13 protein-coding genes are annotated in these 17,736 nt (G+C 41.8%); 8 read left to right on the forward strand and 5 right to left on the reverse strand.

Features of this window, described 5'->3' with window-relative positions:
- Positions 1–7 precede the first annotated feature (7 nt).
- On the forward strand, positions 8–2,119 hold the full coding sequence (locus WAA86_RS05535; RefSeq protein ID WP_337299997.1) for an amino acid ABC transporter substrate-binding protein: 2,112 nt from the start codon (positions 8–10) through the stop codon (positions 2,117–2,119).
- Between the two features lie 82 nt (positions 2,120–2,201).
- Here the strand turns inward: WAA86_RS05535 and WAA86_RS05540 are convergent, their stop codons facing one another.
- Positions 2,202–3,068, reverse strand: coding sequence for a hydroxypyruvate isomerase family protein (locus tag WAA86_RS05540; protein WP_337299998.1), 867 nt, complete (start codon positions 3,066–3,068; stop codon positions 2,202–2,204).
- A 49-nt stretch (positions 3,069–3,117) separates the two neighbouring features.
- Between WAA86_RS05540 and WAA86_RS05545 the strand changes: the two genes are divergently transcribed.
- From WAA86_RS05545 to yidC, 3 genes are all read left to right on the forward strand, one after another.
- Positions 3,118–3,354 (forward strand): DUF3820 family protein, encoded by a 237-nt coding sequence (locus WAA86_RS05545; RefSeq protein ID WP_337299999.1) that lies wholly within the window; start codon positions 3,118–3,120, stop codon positions 3,352–3,354.
- A 60-nt stretch (positions 3,355–3,414) separates the two neighbouring features.
- Positions 3,415–5,031 carry a CTP synthase gene (locus WAA86_RS05550; RefSeq protein WP_337300000.1) on the forward strand — a complete coding sequence of 539 codons (1,617 nt, stop codon included), beginning with the start codon at positions 3,415–3,417 and terminating at the stop codon, positions 5,029–5,031.
- 106 nt (positions 5,032–5,137) lie between these two features.
- Entirely contained in the window at positions 5,138–6,985 is a 1,848-nt protein-coding gene (gene yidC / locus WAA86_RS05555) for a membrane protein insertase YidC (RefSeq protein WP_337300001.1), read from the forward strand.
- 397 nt (positions 6,986–7,382) lie between these two features.
- Here the strand turns inward: yidC and WAA86_RS05560 are convergent, their stop codons facing one another.
- Complete coding sequence (locus WAA86_RS05560) at positions 7,383–8,429, reverse strand: fasciclin domain-containing protein (RefSeq protein ID WP_337300002.1); 1,047 nt, start codon at positions 8,427–8,429, stop codon at positions 7,383–7,385.
- Positions 8,430–8,741: 312 nt separating this feature from the next.
- On the opposite strand from WAA86_RS05560, the gene mnmA reads away from it, so the two are divergent.
- Genes mnmA through WAA86_RS05575 form a run of 3 tightly spaced genes read left to right on the forward strand, consistent with a single transcriptional unit; the run spans position 8,742 to position 12,569 of the window.
- Positions 8,742–9,977, forward strand: a complete 1,236-nt coding sequence (mnmA, locus tag WAA86_RS05565) for a tRNA 2-thiouridine(34) synthase MnmA (RefSeq protein ID WP_337300003.1) — start codon at positions 8,742–8,744, stop codon at positions 9,975–9,977.
- Position 9,978: 1 nt separating this feature from the next.
- Positions 9,979–11,628: a S8 family serine peptidase gene (locus WAA86_RS05570; RefSeq protein ID WP_337300004.1), complete on the forward strand. Its 1,650-nt coding sequence runs from the start codon at positions 9,979–9,981 to the stop codon at positions 11,626–11,628.
- Complete coding sequence (locus WAA86_RS05575; RefSeq protein ID WP_337300005.1) at positions 11,628–12,569, forward strand: NAD(P)H-dependent flavin oxidoreductase; 942 nt, start codon at positions 11,628–11,630, stop codon at positions 12,567–12,569. The genes WAA86_RS05570 and WAA86_RS05575 overlap by 1 nt, the downstream gene beginning before the upstream one ends.
- 35 nt (positions 12,570–12,604) lie before the next feature.
- On the opposite strand, the gene WAA86_RS05580 is transcribed toward WAA86_RS05575, so the two are convergent.
- Entirely contained in the window at positions 12,605–13,918 is a 1,314-nt protein-coding gene (locus WAA86_RS05580) for a Zn-dependent hydrolase (protein ID WP_337300006.1), read from the reverse strand.
- Between the two features lie 171 nt (positions 13,919–14,089).
- Here WAA86_RS05580 and WAA86_RS05585 point away from each other — a divergent pair, with 171 nt between their 5' ends.
- Positions 14,090–15,142 (forward strand): GMP reductase, encoded by a 1,053-nt coding sequence (locus WAA86_RS05585; protein WP_337300007.1) that lies wholly within the window; start codon positions 14,090–14,092, stop codon positions 15,140–15,142.
- 86 nt (positions 15,143–15,228) lie between these two features.
- On the opposite strand, the gene WAA86_RS05590 is transcribed toward WAA86_RS05585, so the two are convergent.
- Positions 15,229–16,905 (reverse strand): sensor histidine kinase, encoded by a 1,677-nt coding sequence (locus WAA86_RS05590; protein ID WP_337300008.1) that lies wholly within the window; start codon positions 16,903–16,905, stop codon positions 15,229–15,231.
- 151 nt (positions 16,906–17,056) lie between these two features.
- Positions 17,057–17,638 (reverse strand): tRNA-(ms[2]io[6]A)-hydroxylase, encoded by a 582-nt coding sequence (locus WAA86_RS05595; protein WP_337300009.1) that lies wholly within the window; start codon positions 17,636–17,638, stop codon positions 17,057–17,059.
- Positions 17,639–17,736: the final 98 nt, after the last annotated feature.

Genomic DNA, 17,736 nt, shown 5'->3' on the forward strand with positions numbered 1-17,736 from the left:
CTTCTTCATGCTGTTTTTATGTTTTAGCATAAATGCACAGCAATTTACAACACATGCAGTGAAGAAGGGGGAAACCTTGGAGGGTATTGCAAAACAATACAAGGTCACCCCTTTCAACATTTTAAAATACAATAAGGAAATAGTCCAGGGGAAGCCTTTGGTAGCCAATACGGTTCTTGTAATACCGGTTGAATCAAAATCTGTGGAGCCCAATGTTCCCAAGGTGAAGAGCAGCACAAAGGAGGTTGTCAAGGAGAATTCCAACGACCAAGAAAATCCAATAGGTTTTACGAGCTACAAGGTAAAACGAAAGGACACCCTATATGGAATCGCTCAACGGTTCAATGTTACGATAGAGGATATAAAACGCTATAACAAGGAATTGTACTCTGGAAACCTCAAAAAAGGGATGAACCTTAGAATACCAAAGTTCAGACGTGTGAAACAAGAGGAGGCGGACAATAGCGAAGATGATTATGAAATATACACCGTAAAGCCCAAAGAAACCAGATGGAGCATAGCCAATGCCTATGGTATAACCATCGATAGGATGTTGGAGTTGAATCCGGAACTTTCCAAGACCAATAACTATCTTATGGAAGGCCAACAGTTGAAATTGCCAAAAATTGCCGGTAGTACTGTTGAAAATCAAAATATACAGCTTTATACGTCGTATGTTGTTACTCCCAAACAGACTTTCTATAGTCTGGAAAAACAATTTGGGGTTTCGGAAGCCGAAATAAAATCTTTAAATCCTGAGGTAAGAGTACGGGGTCTGCAAGAGGGGATGATTATACGCCTACCAAAAAAAGAAGGCGTAAAAAAGGAGGTTGTCAATACAGATAAATATGTTTTCTATGAGGTAAAACCACAAGAAACTGAATTTAGGTTGACCCGAAAGCTGAATGTAACCTATAAGGAACTATTAATGCTCAATCCTGAACTTAACGATGGATTAAAAGCAGGGATGGTACTCAAGATCCCAAAGGAAAAAGCCCAAGATCTGGAAATAAAAAATTCTTTGGTACTGGATAGATTCAGTCTAATAGACAGTATCCAGACCAAAAATAAACCCAATATAATCTTCTTGCTGCCCTTTAGAACGGATAAGATAGATGTTAGCAATAGAGAATCGGCAAAAGATTCCATGGCGGGAAGAAAGGATACCAAGTACAGTCTCGGAATTTATACAGGTGCATTGGTGGCCTTGGATTCCTTAAAGAAATTGGGGGTTTCCGTAAAGGTAAAAACGTTTGATACCCAATTGAACGCTGCAAGGGTAAAGAATTTTATGTTGCGTGAAAACCTTAACAATGTCGATGCAATTATTGGACCCTTGGATGGCAAATCATTAAAGGAGGTTGCCTTGGCCGCTGCCCAGTATGACGTACCCGTGATTGCTCCAATTGCCTCTGAAAGCGACATCAGTTTGCGGAATGTGTACTTTACCATTCCAACCGAAGGGGTTCTGAGAAATAAGTTGATCTCTTACGTGAAGGAAAGAAGAAAGGGAGAAAATATGGTCATCATTGCCGATGACAATAACAAAGGAACTCAGCGTTTGCTTTTGGAAAAATTCCCTCAGGCTAAAATTCTTACCTTAAAAAACAATATTTCACTGGACATTGAAAGGGTGAGGCAGGTCATTTCAGCAAAACAAAATTGGGTGTTCCTGGAATCTGATAACTCCAATACCATTTATCATGTGAGTTCTGTCTTGAATTCTAGAATTACAGATTCTGTAAAGGTGAAAATGTTCACGACCAATAGGAACAAAGCTTTTGAGAATGATGTCATATCTAGTTCCCATCTGTCCAATTTAGGGTTTACCTATCCATCAGTTGAAAAAGATGTTACTACGAATTCATTTGTCAAGATGTACAGGAAAAAGTATGGAATGGAGCCTGATCGATTTGCGATTCGTGGATTTGATATCACATTTGATATCATATTGAAGTTGGCCTATAAAAACAATCTTTTCGAAGCCAGTAAAAAAATAGGGGAGACCTCTTATAATGCGAACAAATTCAACTACAGAAAGGATCCGTCTTCAGGTTTTTTTAACCAGTCGGCCTATATTGTATCCTATGATAAAATGATGATCATAGAGGCAGAGTAATGCGTCTTATTGCGAATTTGCGGTTTTTGTGAAACATGCAAGGCCAGTATTGATGGCTCCTGCAAAGTGTTGATTGAGAATCTTAGACATCACAGATTAAAAATCCCTGTTTCAAGGCCTCGATTTTATCGTCCTTGGCAGGGATAAATTCTTGGGCCACATACCCTTTGTAACCCGTATCCAAAATGGCCCTCATGATAGCCGGGTAGTACAATTCCTGACTTTCATCAATTTCATGTCTTCCGGGTACTCCGGCCGTGTGGTAATGACCAAAATATTGGTGGTTGTCCTTGATGGATTGGATTATATCCCCTTCTTGGATCTGCATATGGTAAATGTCAAATAGGAGCTTGAAGTTTTCCGAACCAATTAGTTTGCACAGCGCTATGCCCCAAGCAGAACGGTCTCCCATATAATCTGGATGGTTCCTCTGGTTGAACAATTCCATTTGAATTACCACACCGTGTTTTTCAGCCAAAGGCATTAATTTTTTTAATGCGGCAGCACAATTTTGTAGCCCTGTTTCATCATCCATTCCCCGGCGGTTGCCACTGAAACAAATCAAATTGGTATATCCTGCCGATGCTACCATGGGGATCATTTTGGTGTAATTGTCCAAAAGGGTGTCGTGGTATTGCGGGTCGTTGAATCCCTCGGTCAAGCTTATTTCGGCCCCATTGCACATGGAGGAGTGAATATTATACTTTTTTAATAGGGGCCACTCCTTGGGTCCCATCAAGTCGATGGCCTTGATGTTCAGTTCATTGAGCTTTATCAAAAAGGCTTCCAGGGGAATATCGGAAAAACACCAATGGCACACGCTATGGTTGATGTTGTTTTTAAGTTTAAATCCCATATCTTGCTTTTTTTCTTGGGCGTTTATGGATTGATAAGCCAAAACTCCAACAGTAGCAGCAGCGGAAGTGCCAATAAAAGTGCGCCTTTTCATAATTTCGAGTATTAAGTAAGTATAGAAAGATAAGTTATAGTTCCTACATATGAACATATATCCCGACAAAAAGCAGCTGATAGAACTGGCGCATTATAAAATGCCCTTTGGAAAATTCAAGGATAGATATCTCCTAGACCTTCCTGAGCCCTATTTGGTGTGGTTCCAACAGCAGGGATTTCCCGAAGGAAAACTGGGAAATTTATTAAAAGCCATGTTGGAGATCAAAATAAACGGGTTGGAGGGATTGATCAGGAAAATTCAAAAAGATTTTCCAAGAGATTAACAGTGTTATCGGACTGCAATTTGTACTTTTGCCTGCGTTAAGAAAAGAACCTAACGCTTCATGTCACAGACGAAATATATTTTTGTAACCGGTGGGGTTACATCTTCTCTTGGAAAAGGGATTATTGCAGCTTCATTGGCCAAATTGCTTCAGGCCCGCGGTTACAAAACAACTATTCAAAAACTGGATCCTTATATCAACGTAGATCCAGGAACCTTGAACCCTTACGAACACGGTGAATGTTATGTAACCGATGATGGTGCGGAAACCGATTTGGATTTGGGGCATTACGAACGTTTTTTGAATGTTAGGACCTCCCAAGCGAACAATGTCACTACGGGAAGGATTTACCAAAGTGTCATAGAAAAAGAAAGAAGAGGGGAGTTTTTGGGCAAAACGGTTCAGGTAGTTCCCCATATTACCAATGAGATCAAGGAACGAATTCAGATCCTTGGTAAAAGTGGTGAATATGATATCGTGATTACAGAGATCGGAGGAACTGTCGGGGATATCGAATCCTTGCCTTATATAGAGGCCGTAAGGCAATTGCTGTGGGAATTAGGTGATAACAATGGCATTGTAATACACCTAACCTTGGTTCCTTACCTCTCCGCTGCCGGAGAACTTAAGACCAAGCCTACGCAACATTCTGTGAAAACCTTAATGGAAAGCGGGATTAAGGCCGATATTCTGGTATGTAGGACAGAGCATCAGATATCGGATGATATCAAGGATAAATTAGCACTTTTCTGCAATGTGAAGAGAGATGCCGTAATACAGTCCATTGATGCCTCCACCATTTATGATGTGCCCATCCTGATGCAGGAGGAAGGACTGGATACCGTGACCTTGCATAAATTGGCATTGCCAGACACTGTTGTTCCAGATTTGACCAATTGGAACGAATTTCTGCACAAGCATAAAAATCCGAAAGAAGAGGTCAATATCGGACTGATCGGAAAATATGTGGAATTGCAGGATTCTTACAAATCCATTTTGGAGGCTTTTATACATGCCGGTGCGGTCAATGAAGTGCGTGTCAAAATAAAATGGATCCATTCGGAACATATTACCGATCGCAATTTGGTGAACAAAATGAAGGATTTGGACGGTATTCTTGTTGCTCCTGGATTTGGTGAAAGAGGAATCGAAGGAAAAGTCAAGGCCGTAAAACATGCCAGGGAGCATAATATCCCATTCTTGGGCATTTGTCTGGGAATGCAAATGGCGGTAATAGAATACGGTAGAAATGTACTCAACCTTTCCGATGCCAACTCTACGGAAATGGACGCTAATACGGCGAATCCGGTTATTAGTTTGATGGAAGAGCAAAAGACCATTACCAATAAAGGGGGTACGATGCGTTTAGGGGCATGGGACTGTGATTTGAAAGATGGGAGTTTGGTGCAAAAGGTCTACCACGGTGCTAAAACCATCTCCGAAAGACATCGCCATCGCTACGAGTTCAACAACCAATACAAAGAGGCCATGGAAAAAGCAGGTTTGGTGGCTTCAGGTATCAATAAGAAAACAGGACTTGTGGAAATTGTGGAATTGCCAACCCATCCTTGGTTTATTGGGGTACAATACCATCCAGAGTATAAGAGTACGGTTGCCAATCCACATCCTTTATTTGTTGGATTTGTAAAGGCAGCTCTTGAACATAAGATAAAGTAATTTGATGTCCCATAGGCATGGAATACAGATTTGAACATATATTAGCAAACTAAATTTTAAACAAGCCTGCAACCATAATTTTGAAGGTATTGTAAATTATACGTAGATGGAAGAAAAAAAAATTGATGTTAAATCTATAATTGGTTTTGTACTGATTTTCGGTATCCTGATTTTCATGTTTTACCAGAACCAGCCAACCCCTGAGGAGTTAGAGGCTCAAAAGGCAAAGCAAGAGCAGGTAGAGGCCCAGAATAAGGCTGCTGAAGTGCAAAAGGAGATTCCGGCTGCAGAGCCAGCTATTAATATGCAGGACTCCACTTCGGTTGCCGGCTATAAAAATGCCATGGGCGCTTTTGGATTTAATACCCCATCTGAAGCTACAACGGTTTTGGAAAATGATCTGGTTGTTTTAAAAATAAGCAACAAAGGTGGACAGATCGTTGAGGCCAAAATGAAAGAATTTGTCACCTACGATTCCATTCCGGTCTATTTGGTGAAGGATGGCAATGCTACATTCGACATTACCTTTAAAACCAGCGATAACAGGTCCTTGAACACCAAGGATTTGTATTTTGAGCCAACTATGACCAATAATGGGGACATTCAAGTGCTTTCCATGAAGGCCAAAGTATCTCCCACCCAGTATTTGGAATATCGTTATGAAATGAAACCTAATGACTATTTGGTTGATTTTATGGTGAGATCACAAGGGCTTAATGGAATAATCAATCCCAGTGGAGGCATAAACCTTGAATGGAAACTTAAAGGGATCCGTCACTCAAAAAGTATTCAATACGAAAACCGTTACACGCGTCTTACCTATAATCACGAAGATGGAAAGATCAGTAAACTTTCAGAGAGCAGTGATGATGAGGAAACCGAAACGGATGTTAAATGGCTATCCTACAGGCAACACTTTTTCAGTTCCATCTTAGCTACCAAAACACCATTTGAGTCGGCAATATTGAAATCTGTCAATCTGGTTGAAGAAGAAAGTAAGACCGCTGGATATACCAAGGAATACAGTAGTGTGGTTCCAATGGAATTACAGGGAGGGGAACTTTCCTATAACATGGACTGGTATTATGGCCCAACGGATGTTAAAGTTTTATCACAGTACAAGGAACTGGGATTGGAAGATTCCATTCCGTTCGGTTGGGGAATTTTTGGTTGGATCAACAAGTATATATTTACGCCTGCCTATACCTTTTTGAGCTCGTTCCTTCCATTTGGTATTGCCATTGTGGTGATGACCATCTTGGTACGATTGCTCATGTCACCGGTGACGTATAAGTCCTATCTCTCACAGGCTAAAATGAAGGTATTGAAACCGGAAATAACCGAGCTTAATGAGAAGTATAAGGACAATGCCATGAAAAAGCAGCAAGAGACCATGAAACTGTACGGTAAGGCAGGAGTGAGTCCTATGAGTGGTTGTTTGCCCGCATTGGTGCAGCTTCCTATATTCTATGCGCTCTTTATGTTCTTCCCAACATCATTTGCCTTGCGTCAAAAATCATTTTTATGGGCAGATGACCTTTCTTCCTACGATACGATAGCTCAGTTGCCTTTCAGTATTCCATTCTACGGGGATCATGTTAGTTTATTCCCAATTTTGGCGTCTGTTGCCATTTTCTTTTATATGATGATGACCACAGGACAGAATATGCCGACACAACCCGGGATGCCCAATATGAAGTTCATTATTTACTTATCGCCATTGATGATGTTGTTCTTCTTCAATAGTTATGCGAGTGGATTGAGTTTGTACTATTTTGTATCCAACCTAATTACCATTTTTATCATGTTGGCCATCAAGAAGTTTATTATTGATGAGGACAAAATACACGCGCAGATTCAGGAGAATAAGAAGAAGCCAAAAAAGGAAAGCAAGTTCCAGAGAAAAATGCGCGAGATGATGGAGCAGGCAGAGGCCCAAAAGAAAAACAAATAATTGAATAGGATCCAAAATAAAAAAACTCCCACTGCTTGGGAGTTTTTTTTTGCTCTTCAATTTCCCATAAATTGGAGGTCCAATAGCAAAATAGTGGGGTATCCTCAAAAAAAAGCTCCCTGTTACAGGGAGCTTTTCGCATGATATAGGTTTAGTTTGGAAAGATTTGGGACTGTAAATATCAGGGATAAGTACGCGCTTTTAAAATTATAGTTGTAAAGCGTTCATTTTTGTATGTTAAAGGAATATTCTGTGTTGTTACCAAGATCAAGTACACCCCATGGAGATAAAAAAACCACACTGTAGCGCAGTGTGGTTTAATACTAGATTCTAAAAATGTCCTAGTCCATAGCTAATTCATAAAAGAATTAATCGGGGCAATAGTAGGTAAATTATGTTATAGGGCGTCCAATACTTCTTGCGGCAACAATACCTTGTTGATCACATGAACGGCACCATTTGTTGTTGCCACGTTGGCAATAACCACTTGGGCGTCTGTATCGGTGGCATCTCCAATAAATACACCCCCAGATAAACCAATAGAAACATTTTCTCCCTGTACAGTTTCAATCATCATGCCATCATTTAGGTTAGTGGAATAAGCGGCTGTACCGGAGACTACATGGTATGTCAATACCTTGGCAAGCAATGCCTTCTCTTCTGGAGTATCAAATTCGCTCAAGCTGGCATATCCCAAAGTGTTTAAAAGAGCTTCAAAAGCGTCGTTTGTTGGTGCAAACACTGTAAAGGGGCCATCGCTGCTCAAAGTGGCCACCAAGTCCGCATCTGCCTGGACAAGGGCATCAACCAATAAACTTAAAGCGGCAGTGGCCTGAGCTGTTTCTACAATATTTTGTGTAGGAGGCGCAAGTGCATTCAAAACTTCTTGGGGCAATAGAACTTTATCAATTACATGCACCACACCATTGGATGTGTCCACATCCGGTATAACAACCGCTGCACTGGCATCTGTTGCGTCTCCGATGAAAACCCCACCGTTTAGATCAACAGAAACATTTTCACCTTGGAATGTTTCAATTCTCATGTCTTGGGTTAAATCAGTTGACAGAGCCGCAGTTCCTTCCACAACGTGGTAGGTCAGGACTTTTGCCAACAATTCTTTTTCTTCTGCCGTGTCAAAATCTGCCAAGCTGTTGTAGTCATCTCCTAATGCTTCGAGCAAGTTCGCGAACGCTTCATTCGTTGGTGCAAAAACGGTAAATGGTCCGTTTGCGCTTAAAGTGGCCACCAAATCGGCATCTGCCTGAATCAAAGCCTCTACCAAAAGACTTAGATCGGAGGTCGCTTGGGCCGTTTCAACGATATTGAGTTCAGTGGACATTTCTTCTTCCATTATATTGCTGTCGTCATCATTACAGGATAGTAAGAACAATGAAAACAAAGCCATGAAGGCTAGGGCATTTAATCTGAATAATTTTTTCATAATGTTTTTAGGTTTTAAGGGTTATGCTAAAATTGAATGAATAGGTAGTCAAACGTCTAACACGTAATCTCATGTGGTGAAACTAACTTTTGGTCACACATATTGACATATTTTCTGTTTAATAAATTGAGTAAATATTTAAACATTTCAAACTTAGGCAAAATATATTTTTGTTTATGTTTATTTAAAAAAAGTTTAACAAAAATGAATTATGTTATGTAGAGGTGATTATTTCGACCAAGGCAATTCATTGTTTGCAGCGTTTGATTTTCTTTTGATTTTTGAATTAAATAGGTGTTGCCAAAAGAGATCATGACATCTGCGAATTTTGTATTTTTGCATATTGATTTGAAGAAGATGAAAAAAGTTGTAGTTGGACTTTCCGGGGGAGTAGATTCTAGTGTAACCGCTTATTTGTTGAAAGAGCAGGGTTATGAGGTAATAGGCTTGTTTATGAAGAATTGGCACGATGATTCCGTGACCATTTCTGATGAATGTCCATGGTTGGAGGATAGTAACGATGCTCTTATTGTGGCTGAAAAGTTGGGAATTCCCTTCCAGACCGTTGATTTGAGTGAACAGTACAAGGAGCGTATAGTTGATTATATGTTCCATGAATATGAAAAGGGAAGAACCCCAAATCCGGATGTGTTGTGCAATAGGGAGATCAAGTTTGATGTCTTTATGAAAATAGCCATGCGTTTGGGGGCAGATTATGTGGCCACGGGTCATTATTGTAGAAAGGGCACCATTATGAATGAAGATGGATCCGAAACCTATCAACTATTGGCCGGAGTGGATGGCAATAAGGATCAGTCTTATTTCCTTTGTCAATTGTCACAAGGGCAATTGGCCAAAACGCTCTTTCCCATAGGAGAACTCACCAAGCCAGAGGTACGCAAGATCGCTGCTGACAATAATCTGATTACCGCCGATAAAAAGGATTCACAAGGACTCTGTTTTATTGGAAAAGTGAGGCTGCCAGATTTTCTGCAACAGAAATTGAAACCTAAAAAGGGCGTAATTGTTGAGGTGCCCTCCTCCTTGCCACAATACCAAACCAATAATCCCATCTTCGATTCCAAGCGGGAAGAGTTGGCGTTTAATGCCATAAAACCAAGATATAATCTTGAAGATGGTAAGGTGGTAGGAGAGCATTTGGGGGCCCATTATTTTACAAAAGGTCAGCGAAAGGGACTGGATGTTGGGGGAACTAAAGAGCCATTGTTTGTCATAGAAACTGATGTAGTGGACAATATCATATATACGGGGCAGGGAAAGAGCCATCCTGGATTGTATAGACGTACCCTTTTCGTTAGCAATGAAGAATTGCATTGGGTGCGTACAGATTTGGCCTTAAAGCCGGATCAGACCATGGAGGTCATGGCCAGGATCCGTTATAGGCAGCCATTGCAAAAGGCAACCCTATACCAAACCGAAGCTGGCATGTATGTAGATTTTGAGGAAAAACAATCGGCAATTACCGAAGGACAATTCGTGGCCTGGTACTTGGAAGATGAACTAATTGGATCAGGAGTGATCTCATAATATGGTAAAATACATCCTTGTCATATTTTTTCTTTGTGGTATGTTGGGGGCAAGGGCCCAAGAACATGCTTGGGTATATTTTAAGGATAAGGACAAGGTGGCTGAATCATTGGCAGCTCCTGAAAATATTTTAACAGCAAGGGCACTGGCCCGTAAAGAAAAGTTTAATGTTCCTGTGGACGAAAGGGATGTCCCGGTAAACCAGTCTTATATTGATCAAATCAAGCTTCAAGCCGGTATTTTGGTCAAGGCAAAATCCAAATGGCTCAATTGTGTCCATGTCATAGGTAGTGGCAATGCTATTGCAGCCCTTTCGAACCTCGACTTTGTAGATAGGATTTCCTATGCCGATCGGAGTCTGAACGCAAAGAACAAGCGTACCGCCCTTACTAAAGATCAGCCAGATAACCACACTCATAAGTTTTTATCCCAAGAGGCCAATTTTGTCTATGGACAAAGTCAGGCCCAAATCTCACAATTGAAGGTTGAGGCCCTGCATCGATTGGATTATACGGGGGAAGGCTTTTGGATCGCAGTGATGGACGGAGGGTTTCCCAATGTGGACAAGCTCGGAGTTTTTTCACGGTTGCGTGCAAATAATGATTTGAAGGGTGGCTATGATTTTGTGGATCGGAACACCAATATTTACCGTGCCGATGGGGATAGCCATGGTACAAGGGTCTTATCGGACCTAGGAGGATATATTGATAATCAGTTTGTGGGTACTGCACCAGATGCCAGCTATATACTCTTTAGAACGGAGGACGGGGCTTCAGAAACCCCGGTGGAAGAAAGTTATTGGGTCGAAGCCGCTGAAAGGGCAGATAGTCTGGGGGTAGACCTTATTAATACCTCCTTGGGCTATAGCACTTTTGACAATCCAAATTATAATTACAGTCCGTCCGAAATGGATGGGAACACTACCTTTATTTCCAGAGGGGCCAACATCGCCACAGAAAAGGGAATGTTGGTGGTAAATTCAGCGGGGAATTCTGGAAGCACCACTTGGGGGGTGATCACAGCTCCTGCAGATGCGAACGTTTTCACCGTGGGCGCTGTGGATATCAATGGGGCTTATGTAAGTTTCAGTTCCCGTGGTCCCAATGCAAATGGAATTGTAAAACCAGATGGCATGGCTCTGGGAAGAAATGCTGCTGTAGTGGATGAGAACAACGCTATTGTCTCCAACAATGGCACCTCATTTTCATCTCCAATTATGGCGGGTGCCATTGCTTCTTTTTGGGGTGCTTTCCCAGATAGGTCCAACTTGGAGATCATGCAGATGGTCCGGGAGGGGTCTTCCCTGTTTACGGACCCTAATTCCCAAATGGGGTATGGAATCCCAAATTTTGAGCTGGCATTGACATTAAATGGTGTGGATGTAGCTGAAGAAGAGGAGATTGTCACAGAGGATGACCTGGACTATATTCTATTTCCAAACCCTATGGATGTCTCGGTGCAGATCCAACTACCTCCGGGGGCAACATCGGCTATCCTAAGGTTGTACGATAGTTATGGAAAACGTATCTTGGAAAGGCAAATTTCCGAAACGGACAATCAAATCTCCGTGGAGCAATTGAGTAGGGCTATGTATATCATTCAATTGGAAATGGATGGCATCAATAAGGAATACAAGTTGATAAAAAAATAATGGAGAATAGGATCACAGAACTATTTAAAATACAGTATCCCATTATACAAGCTGGGATGATATGGGCCAGTGGATGGCGATTGGCATCTGCTGTTTCCAACGCCGGTGGTTTGGGTATCATTGGAGCCGGTTCCATGTATCCGGAAGTGTTACGGGAGCATATTCAAAAATGTCAAAAAGCGACCAAGAAACCTTTTGGGGTAAATGTGCCCATGTTGTATCCGGACATTGACCAATTGATGTCCATCATTGTAGAACTTGGAGTGAAAATCGTCTTTACTTCGGCCGGTAACCCTAAAACCTGGACCTCCCATTTAAAAGAAAACGGTATTACCGTGGTACATGTGGTGAGCAGTGTGAAATTTGCAGTGAAGGCCCAAGAAGCCGGTGCTGATGCCATAGTTGCCGAAGGTTTTGAAGCCGGGGGACACAATGGAAGGGACGAAACAACCACCCTGACCTTGATTCCCGCTGTCAAGGAAAAAATTGACATACCGCTGATCGCTGCCGGAGGGATCGCTACAGGAAGGTCTATGTTGGCCGTCATGGTCTTGGGTGCCGATGGGGTGCAGGTTGGGAGTAGGTTCGTTGCAAGTTTTGAGGCGTCATCGCACGAACTTTTTAAACAAAAGGTAGTGGAAGCGGGAGAAGGGGATACCATTTTGACCCTCAAAGAATTGGCACCCGTTAGATTGATAAAGAACAAATTCTTTCAGGATATCCAAAATTTGTACGCCCAATCACCAACGGTGGAAGAGTTGAAACAATTGTTGGGCAGGGCAAGGGCCAAGCGCGGCATGTTCGAAGGGGATCTTGAAGAGGGGGAGTTGGAAATAGGTCAGGTTTCAGCCATAATCCATGATATCAAACCTGCCGCAGAAATAGTTGCGGATATGGTTTTGGAGTTTGAGACGGCAAAAAAGGCCGTATCACACTTATAATACAGCTTTCCGGGATACCCTTTGTTGAGGGCTATTTATTTGAGTTCCCGGTCCAATACCAATATAGTCTGTAATAGTACATTGGCTCCATTGGCCATGTCCTCAGCTGAAGTAAATTCATTTGGGGAATGACTAATACCATCTCTACTGGGCACAAAGATCATTCCCGCTGGGGCAATGAGTGCCATATCTTGGGCATCATGGCCTGCACCACTTTGCATTTGTTTATGGGACAATCCCAATTTCTTTGCGGAAACGGCAATGGCTTCCTGAATGGTCCTATCTGTTAGGGCGGGTTTTGCATTGGCATCAATGGGATGAAATTCAATGGCAGTATTGGAATCTTTGGCTATTTCCGCAGCCCTTTTTTGAATCCCTTGGAATACCAGTGCTATTTTTTCAGATGATAGATCACGTATTTCCAAACTTAGGAGAACTTTACCTGGAATTACATTGGGCGCACCCGGTTCAGCGGCAATCCTCCCTACAGTACCTACTTGTTTTCCCTCAAAACTGTTGGTCACTTCATTGACTGCTATGATGAATTTGGAAGCGGCCAAAAGGGCATCCTTTCTCATATTCATCGGTGTGGTCCCGGCATGGTTGGCGAATCCGGTTATCTCTACATCCCACCATTTGATGCCAACAATACCCTCTACGACACCAATATCAATGTTCTCAGTATCCAAAATACCACCTTGCTCAATATGCAATTCTAAAAAAGCGGCCAAATCCCCTTTTTTTCTAGCGGCCTGATCTATTTTTGTCACATCTCCCCCTAACCTATTTGCACCTTCCCCTTGTGTAAACCCTGTACTATTTTTAACCAAGAGTGCTTCCGGACTCAATGCCCCGGCCAAAGCCCTGCTGCCCAATAGGCCCCCTTCCTCGTTGGAAAAAATAATGACTTCCAGGGGGTGCTGGGTTTCCACGTTATTTTCAAAAAGGGTAAGTGCCACTTCCAGGGCGGCCATAGACCCGACACATCCATCGTAATTGCCACCGTCTGGGACAGTATCCGTATGGGAACCAAAAGCAATAGCTTTCTTGGTCCCATCATTACCTTCCCGCCTGCCAATGATATTGCCGGCATAATCAATATGCACCTCCAATCCCGCATTTTTCATAAGATTGATGAGATAGGTTCTGGAAGCAATATCGGCATCACTAAAAGCGACCCGACTAGTTTCCCCATTGTCTTTCATGCCGAATTTTGCCAATTCGAAAATACTTTTCTCCAACCTATCTTGGTCAACGGCCAGTTCTGATGCTTTGTTGATAGGTGGTTTTTGGCCATAGCCGGATAGAGAAATAAGCAGCAAAAAAATGGAGAGAAATTTATAGGACATATCTGGTTTTTTAAGGTTCAGTAAGATAGCTAAAAAACAAATACCTTAAAATCCTAAATGAGGGTTAAAGGCAATTCATCCAGTTGCTTTGGAGCACCTAATTACCAAAAATTGTGCTTTGTTTTTGAGAAGTAAATTGTACTTTTAAAAGTAACCCAAAAGTATTTTAGGATGCGGATAGAACAAGATATAAAACTAGGATTCAAGGATGTTATGATCAGGCCAAAAAGATCTAACCTAAAGAGTAGGTCCCAAGTGCAACTGGAACGGGAGTTTAAATTTCTTCACAGTAATTCTCATTGGTCAGGTATTCCCATTATGGCTGCCAATATGGATACGGTAGGGACTTTTGATATGGCATTGGCCCTGACCGAAAATAAATTGTTCACAGCCATCCATAAGCATTATACCCTTGCGCAATGGGTTCAGTTTATGGCAGGTGCACCAAAGGAGATTGTGGATTATATCGCGGTCAGTACCGGTACAGGTCCCATGGACACCAAACGTTTGGCTGCCATTTTCAACGAGTTTCCAAAGTTGAAATTTATATGCATTGATGTTGCCAATGGCTACTCGGAACATTTTGTGAATTTTGTTAAGCAGACTAGGAAGCAGTATCCGGAAAAGGTCATTATTGCTGGAAATGTGGTTACCGGGGAAATGGTGGAAGAATTGCTTCTCGCCGGTGCCGATATTATAAAAGTGGGCATCGGTCCCGGTTCTGTCTGTACCACGAGAATAAAGACCGGCGTAGGTTACCCCCAGCTATCGGCTATTATAGAATGTGCCGATGCAGCACATGGGCTAGGGGGACAAATAATAAGTGATGGCGGCTGTACTACCCCAGGTGATATCGCTAAGGCCTTTGGGGCCGGAGCAGATTTTGTAATGCTCGGGGGGATGCTGGCCGGTCATGATGAAAGCGGTGGCGAATTGATAGAACGCCATGGTCAACCGTACAAACAGTTTTATGGGATGAGTTCTACCACGGCCATGGACAAACATGTAGGTGGTGTGGCAGAATACCGTGCCAGTGAGGGCAAGACGGTAGAGGTGCCTTACAAGGGAAAGGTGGAACATTCACTGCAGGATATTTTGGGAGGTATTAGAAGTACCTGTACGTATGTGGGGGCCCAACGCCTAAAGGAGCTGACCAAACGTACCACCTTTATTAGGGTGGCAGAACAAGAAAATAATATTTATTCGGACGGGAAACCCTCATAAGGTTGAGGAATGTTCCTTTTCTAATCAAGCGAATGAGCAGCAAAAACGTAATGGGCGTGCTGGAATTTTAATCGATGTTCTGGCGCTTATGAGCCCACGGTCATCTCATCCTTCATGGGGATGGTGAAGAAAAAGGAACTGCCCTTGTTTGGTTCTGAATCTACCCAAATCTTTCCGCCATGGAGCTCCACTATTTTTTTGCAATGGGAAAGCCCTATCCCATGTCCGTCTTTTTTGCTGGAACTTCCCAACCTTTTGTAGATTATAAAAATATCCTTCAACTCTTCCTGGGGAATGCCAATACCGTTATCACGGAACTCAAAAAGCCATTCCGTATCATTTGACGTTGCCGAAATATCGATGATTGGTGCTACTCCTTCTCTTTTGAATTTCAGGGAATTGGCAATAAGGTTTTGAAAGAGCAATCGGATATCAGTTTCCCCACCATAAATTTTGGGCAAAGTGCCGTTTTTAAATGAGGCATTGGTATCATTTATTACAAAGGAAAGATCTTGTTTTGCCATTTCGAGAACCTCATTACAGTCTATCCATTCTGGTTTTAGATTGGTGCCTACTCTGGAATAATCCATTAAAATCTTTATCGTCCTATACATTCTGTCGGACGACTTCTTTATGAACTGAATATATTGTTGTCCCTTGGGATCCAATTTTTCCTGGTACCTATCCTCGAGAAGCTCTGTAAAGCTCGATATGGAACGCAAGGGTTCTTGTAAATCGTGTGATGCAATGTGGGTATATTGCTCCAATTCCTGATTTTTCAGGGTCAATAACTTATGGGCCTCGTCCAAATCAACCAACCTCTTCTCGGCAACCCTATATGTTTTTATATAAAAGATGCCCAATCCCGCAAAGGGAATCAGATAGGAGATAATTTTGAGAAAATGACCAATGTTGAAATGATGGTCATATAAATCGATAGAACCAAATGTCATGTGCAATTGGGTAGCAAGGGCAGGAATCATGCTCCACATGAGTGACTCGGTAAAAACACTCTTCTCCGATTTGTGAAATGCAGGTAGCACGAACAGACCTAGAATGGAATAAATGATCAGGGGTAAAATGTCATATGGTCTAGAGATAAAATTATCAGGGTATACCGTTACCGGAAATACCTCACTTTGCACGCATAGTTGAATAATGATATAAGATAAACTTACAAATGTAACTCCCACAACAGCGACCAGCGTATTTGATTTTCTGTATTGAGGGATTAATTTGTTCTTCACAAGAAATATACCCACACCTATCAGTAAAATCAAGGAATTGAACAAACGTGACAGAGCCCAGGTAAAGGGGCTGAAATTTGCAATTTCTGCATCGGAATGGATTAGGTTGGTGGCAGCTAGGGCATGGAAAGCATCTATGCTTCCTGCGCAAAATAGGGCTATTCCCACGATAGAAGTGACAGGATTGCCGGTAATTCTATATTGAATCAAAGATAGGGAACCTATTCCAAATGCAAAAGCAACAGCGCTCCACTCCATAATGGAATGTAGTATGGACCCGCCTAAACTACGTTGAATTGTGTTTTCAAATTCAGAAGGGGTCATGGATGATAATTGCCCCATATCGATGGGAGGCGATTCATACCCAAAATCAAAACCAAATATCGTTAGAATCAACGGCACGATGCTTATACCGATGGTTCCAACTATAATCCACAAAGGTAATTCACCCTTGAAATTAGTAGTGCTTTTTAACGGGTACTGTTTCAAATTTGGTACATAAAATAAAATTGACATGAAAAGTAAGCTAATTTTGTTACTTAATCAATGAAGAGAGGAATTAAGTTATTGATGTTTTTAAGTTTTAAAATCTAGGGTCCAATGTGCGACCCAATAAACATAGTAGCTTTCTATAATTACAATTGCCAAAATTCCATTTTTAATGTGATCAACCGTGAATGGTCTCGGATTTTCCGTAATTTTTGATTACTTCCCCTTCAAACTTGATCAGCTCTGCCCAACGTTTGTTTACGTCAAGTCCTTCCCCATAGCGTCTTGCAAAGCCAATAAAAGTAGTGTAATGCCCAGCTTCGCTGATCATAAGGTCATGGTAGAACTTGGCCAATTCCGGATCTTTTATTTTTTGTGACAAGAGTTTAAACCGTTCACAACTACGAGCCTCTATCATGGCAGAAAATAAAAGTCTGTCCACCAAGCTCTGTTGATGTGTTCCCCCTTTGATCATGAATTTATAAAGCTCATTTACGTAACTGTCCTTTCGCTCACGCCCGAGGGTATAACCTCTTTTTTTAATGAGCTCGTGGACCATTTCAAAATGTTGCAGTTCCTCTTGTGCCAGGGTCAATAAATCGGTGACCAAATCAGTATGTTCAGGATTTTGGATGATAATGGTTATGGCATTGGTAGCAGCCTTTTGCTCACACCAGGCATGATCGGTCAATATTTCTTCAATGTTCGATTCTACAATATCGACCCAGCGAGGGTCTGTTTCCAATTTTAAGCCTAGCATCTGTAACTTTTTAAGCTGCTAAGGTAGTCAATCTAAACTGCTTTAAAAGTATTGCTAGTTTTAGGGGTGTCATATTTAAGAGTCCGGTACTGTACTAG

Origin of the sequence: Sediminicola sp. 1XM1-17, from assembly GCF_037203765.1 — a bacterium.
In the GTDB taxonomy this organism is placed as follows: domain Bacteria; phylum Bacteroidota; class Bacteroidia; order Flavobacteriales; family Flavobacteriaceae; genus Sediminicola.

Bases quoted from the DNA above. Each gene is read 5' to 3' on its own strand.
- WAA86_RS05535 (WP_337299997.1), top strand. From the start codon at position 8: ATGCTGTTTTTATGTTTTAGCATAAATGCACAGCAATTTACAACACAT.
- WAA86_RS05540 (WP_337299998.1), bottom strand. From the start codon at position 3,068: ATGAAAAGGCGCACTTTTATTGGCACTTCCGCTGCTGCTACTGTTGGA.
- WAA86_RS05545 (WP_337299999.1), top strand. From the start codon at position 3,118: ATGAACATATATCCCGACAAAAAGCAGCTGATAGAACTGGCGCATTAT.
- WAA86_RS05550 (WP_337300000.1), top strand. From the start codon at position 3,415: ATGTCACAGACGAAATATATTTTTGTAACCGGTGGGGTTACATCTTCT.
- yidC (WP_337300001.1), top strand. From the start codon at position 5,138: ATGGAAGAAAAAAAAATTGATGTTAAATCTATAATTGGTTTTGTACTG.
- WAA86_RS05560 (WP_337300002.1), bottom strand. From the start codon at position 8,429: ATGAAAAAATTATTCAGATTAAATGCCCTAGCCTTCATGGCTTTGTTT.
- mnmA (WP_337300003.1), top strand. From the start codon at position 8,742: ATGACATCTGCGAATTTTGTATTTTTGCATATTGATTTGAAGAAGATG.
- WAA86_RS05570 (WP_337300004.1), top strand. From the start codon at position 9,979: ATGGTAAAATACATCCTTGTCATATTTTTTCTTTGTGGTATGTTGGGG.
- WAA86_RS05575 (WP_337300005.1), top strand. From the start codon at position 11,628: ATGGAGAATAGGATCACAGAACTATTTAAAATACAGTATCCCATTATA.
- WAA86_RS05580 (WP_337300006.1), bottom strand. From the start codon at position 13,918: ATGTCCTATAAATTTCTCTCCATTTTTTTGCTGCTTATTTCTCTATCC.
- WAA86_RS05585 (WP_337300007.1), top strand. From the start codon at position 14,090: ATGCGGATAGAACAAGATATAAAACTAGGATTCAAGGATGTTATGATC.
- WAA86_RS05590 (WP_337300008.1), bottom strand. From the start codon at position 16,905: ATGTCAATTTTATTTTATGTACCAAATTTGAAACAGTACCCGTTAAAA.
- WAA86_RS05595 (WP_337300009.1), bottom strand. From the start codon at position 17,638: ATGCTAGGCTTAAAATTGGAAACAGACCCTCGCTGGGTCGATATTGTA.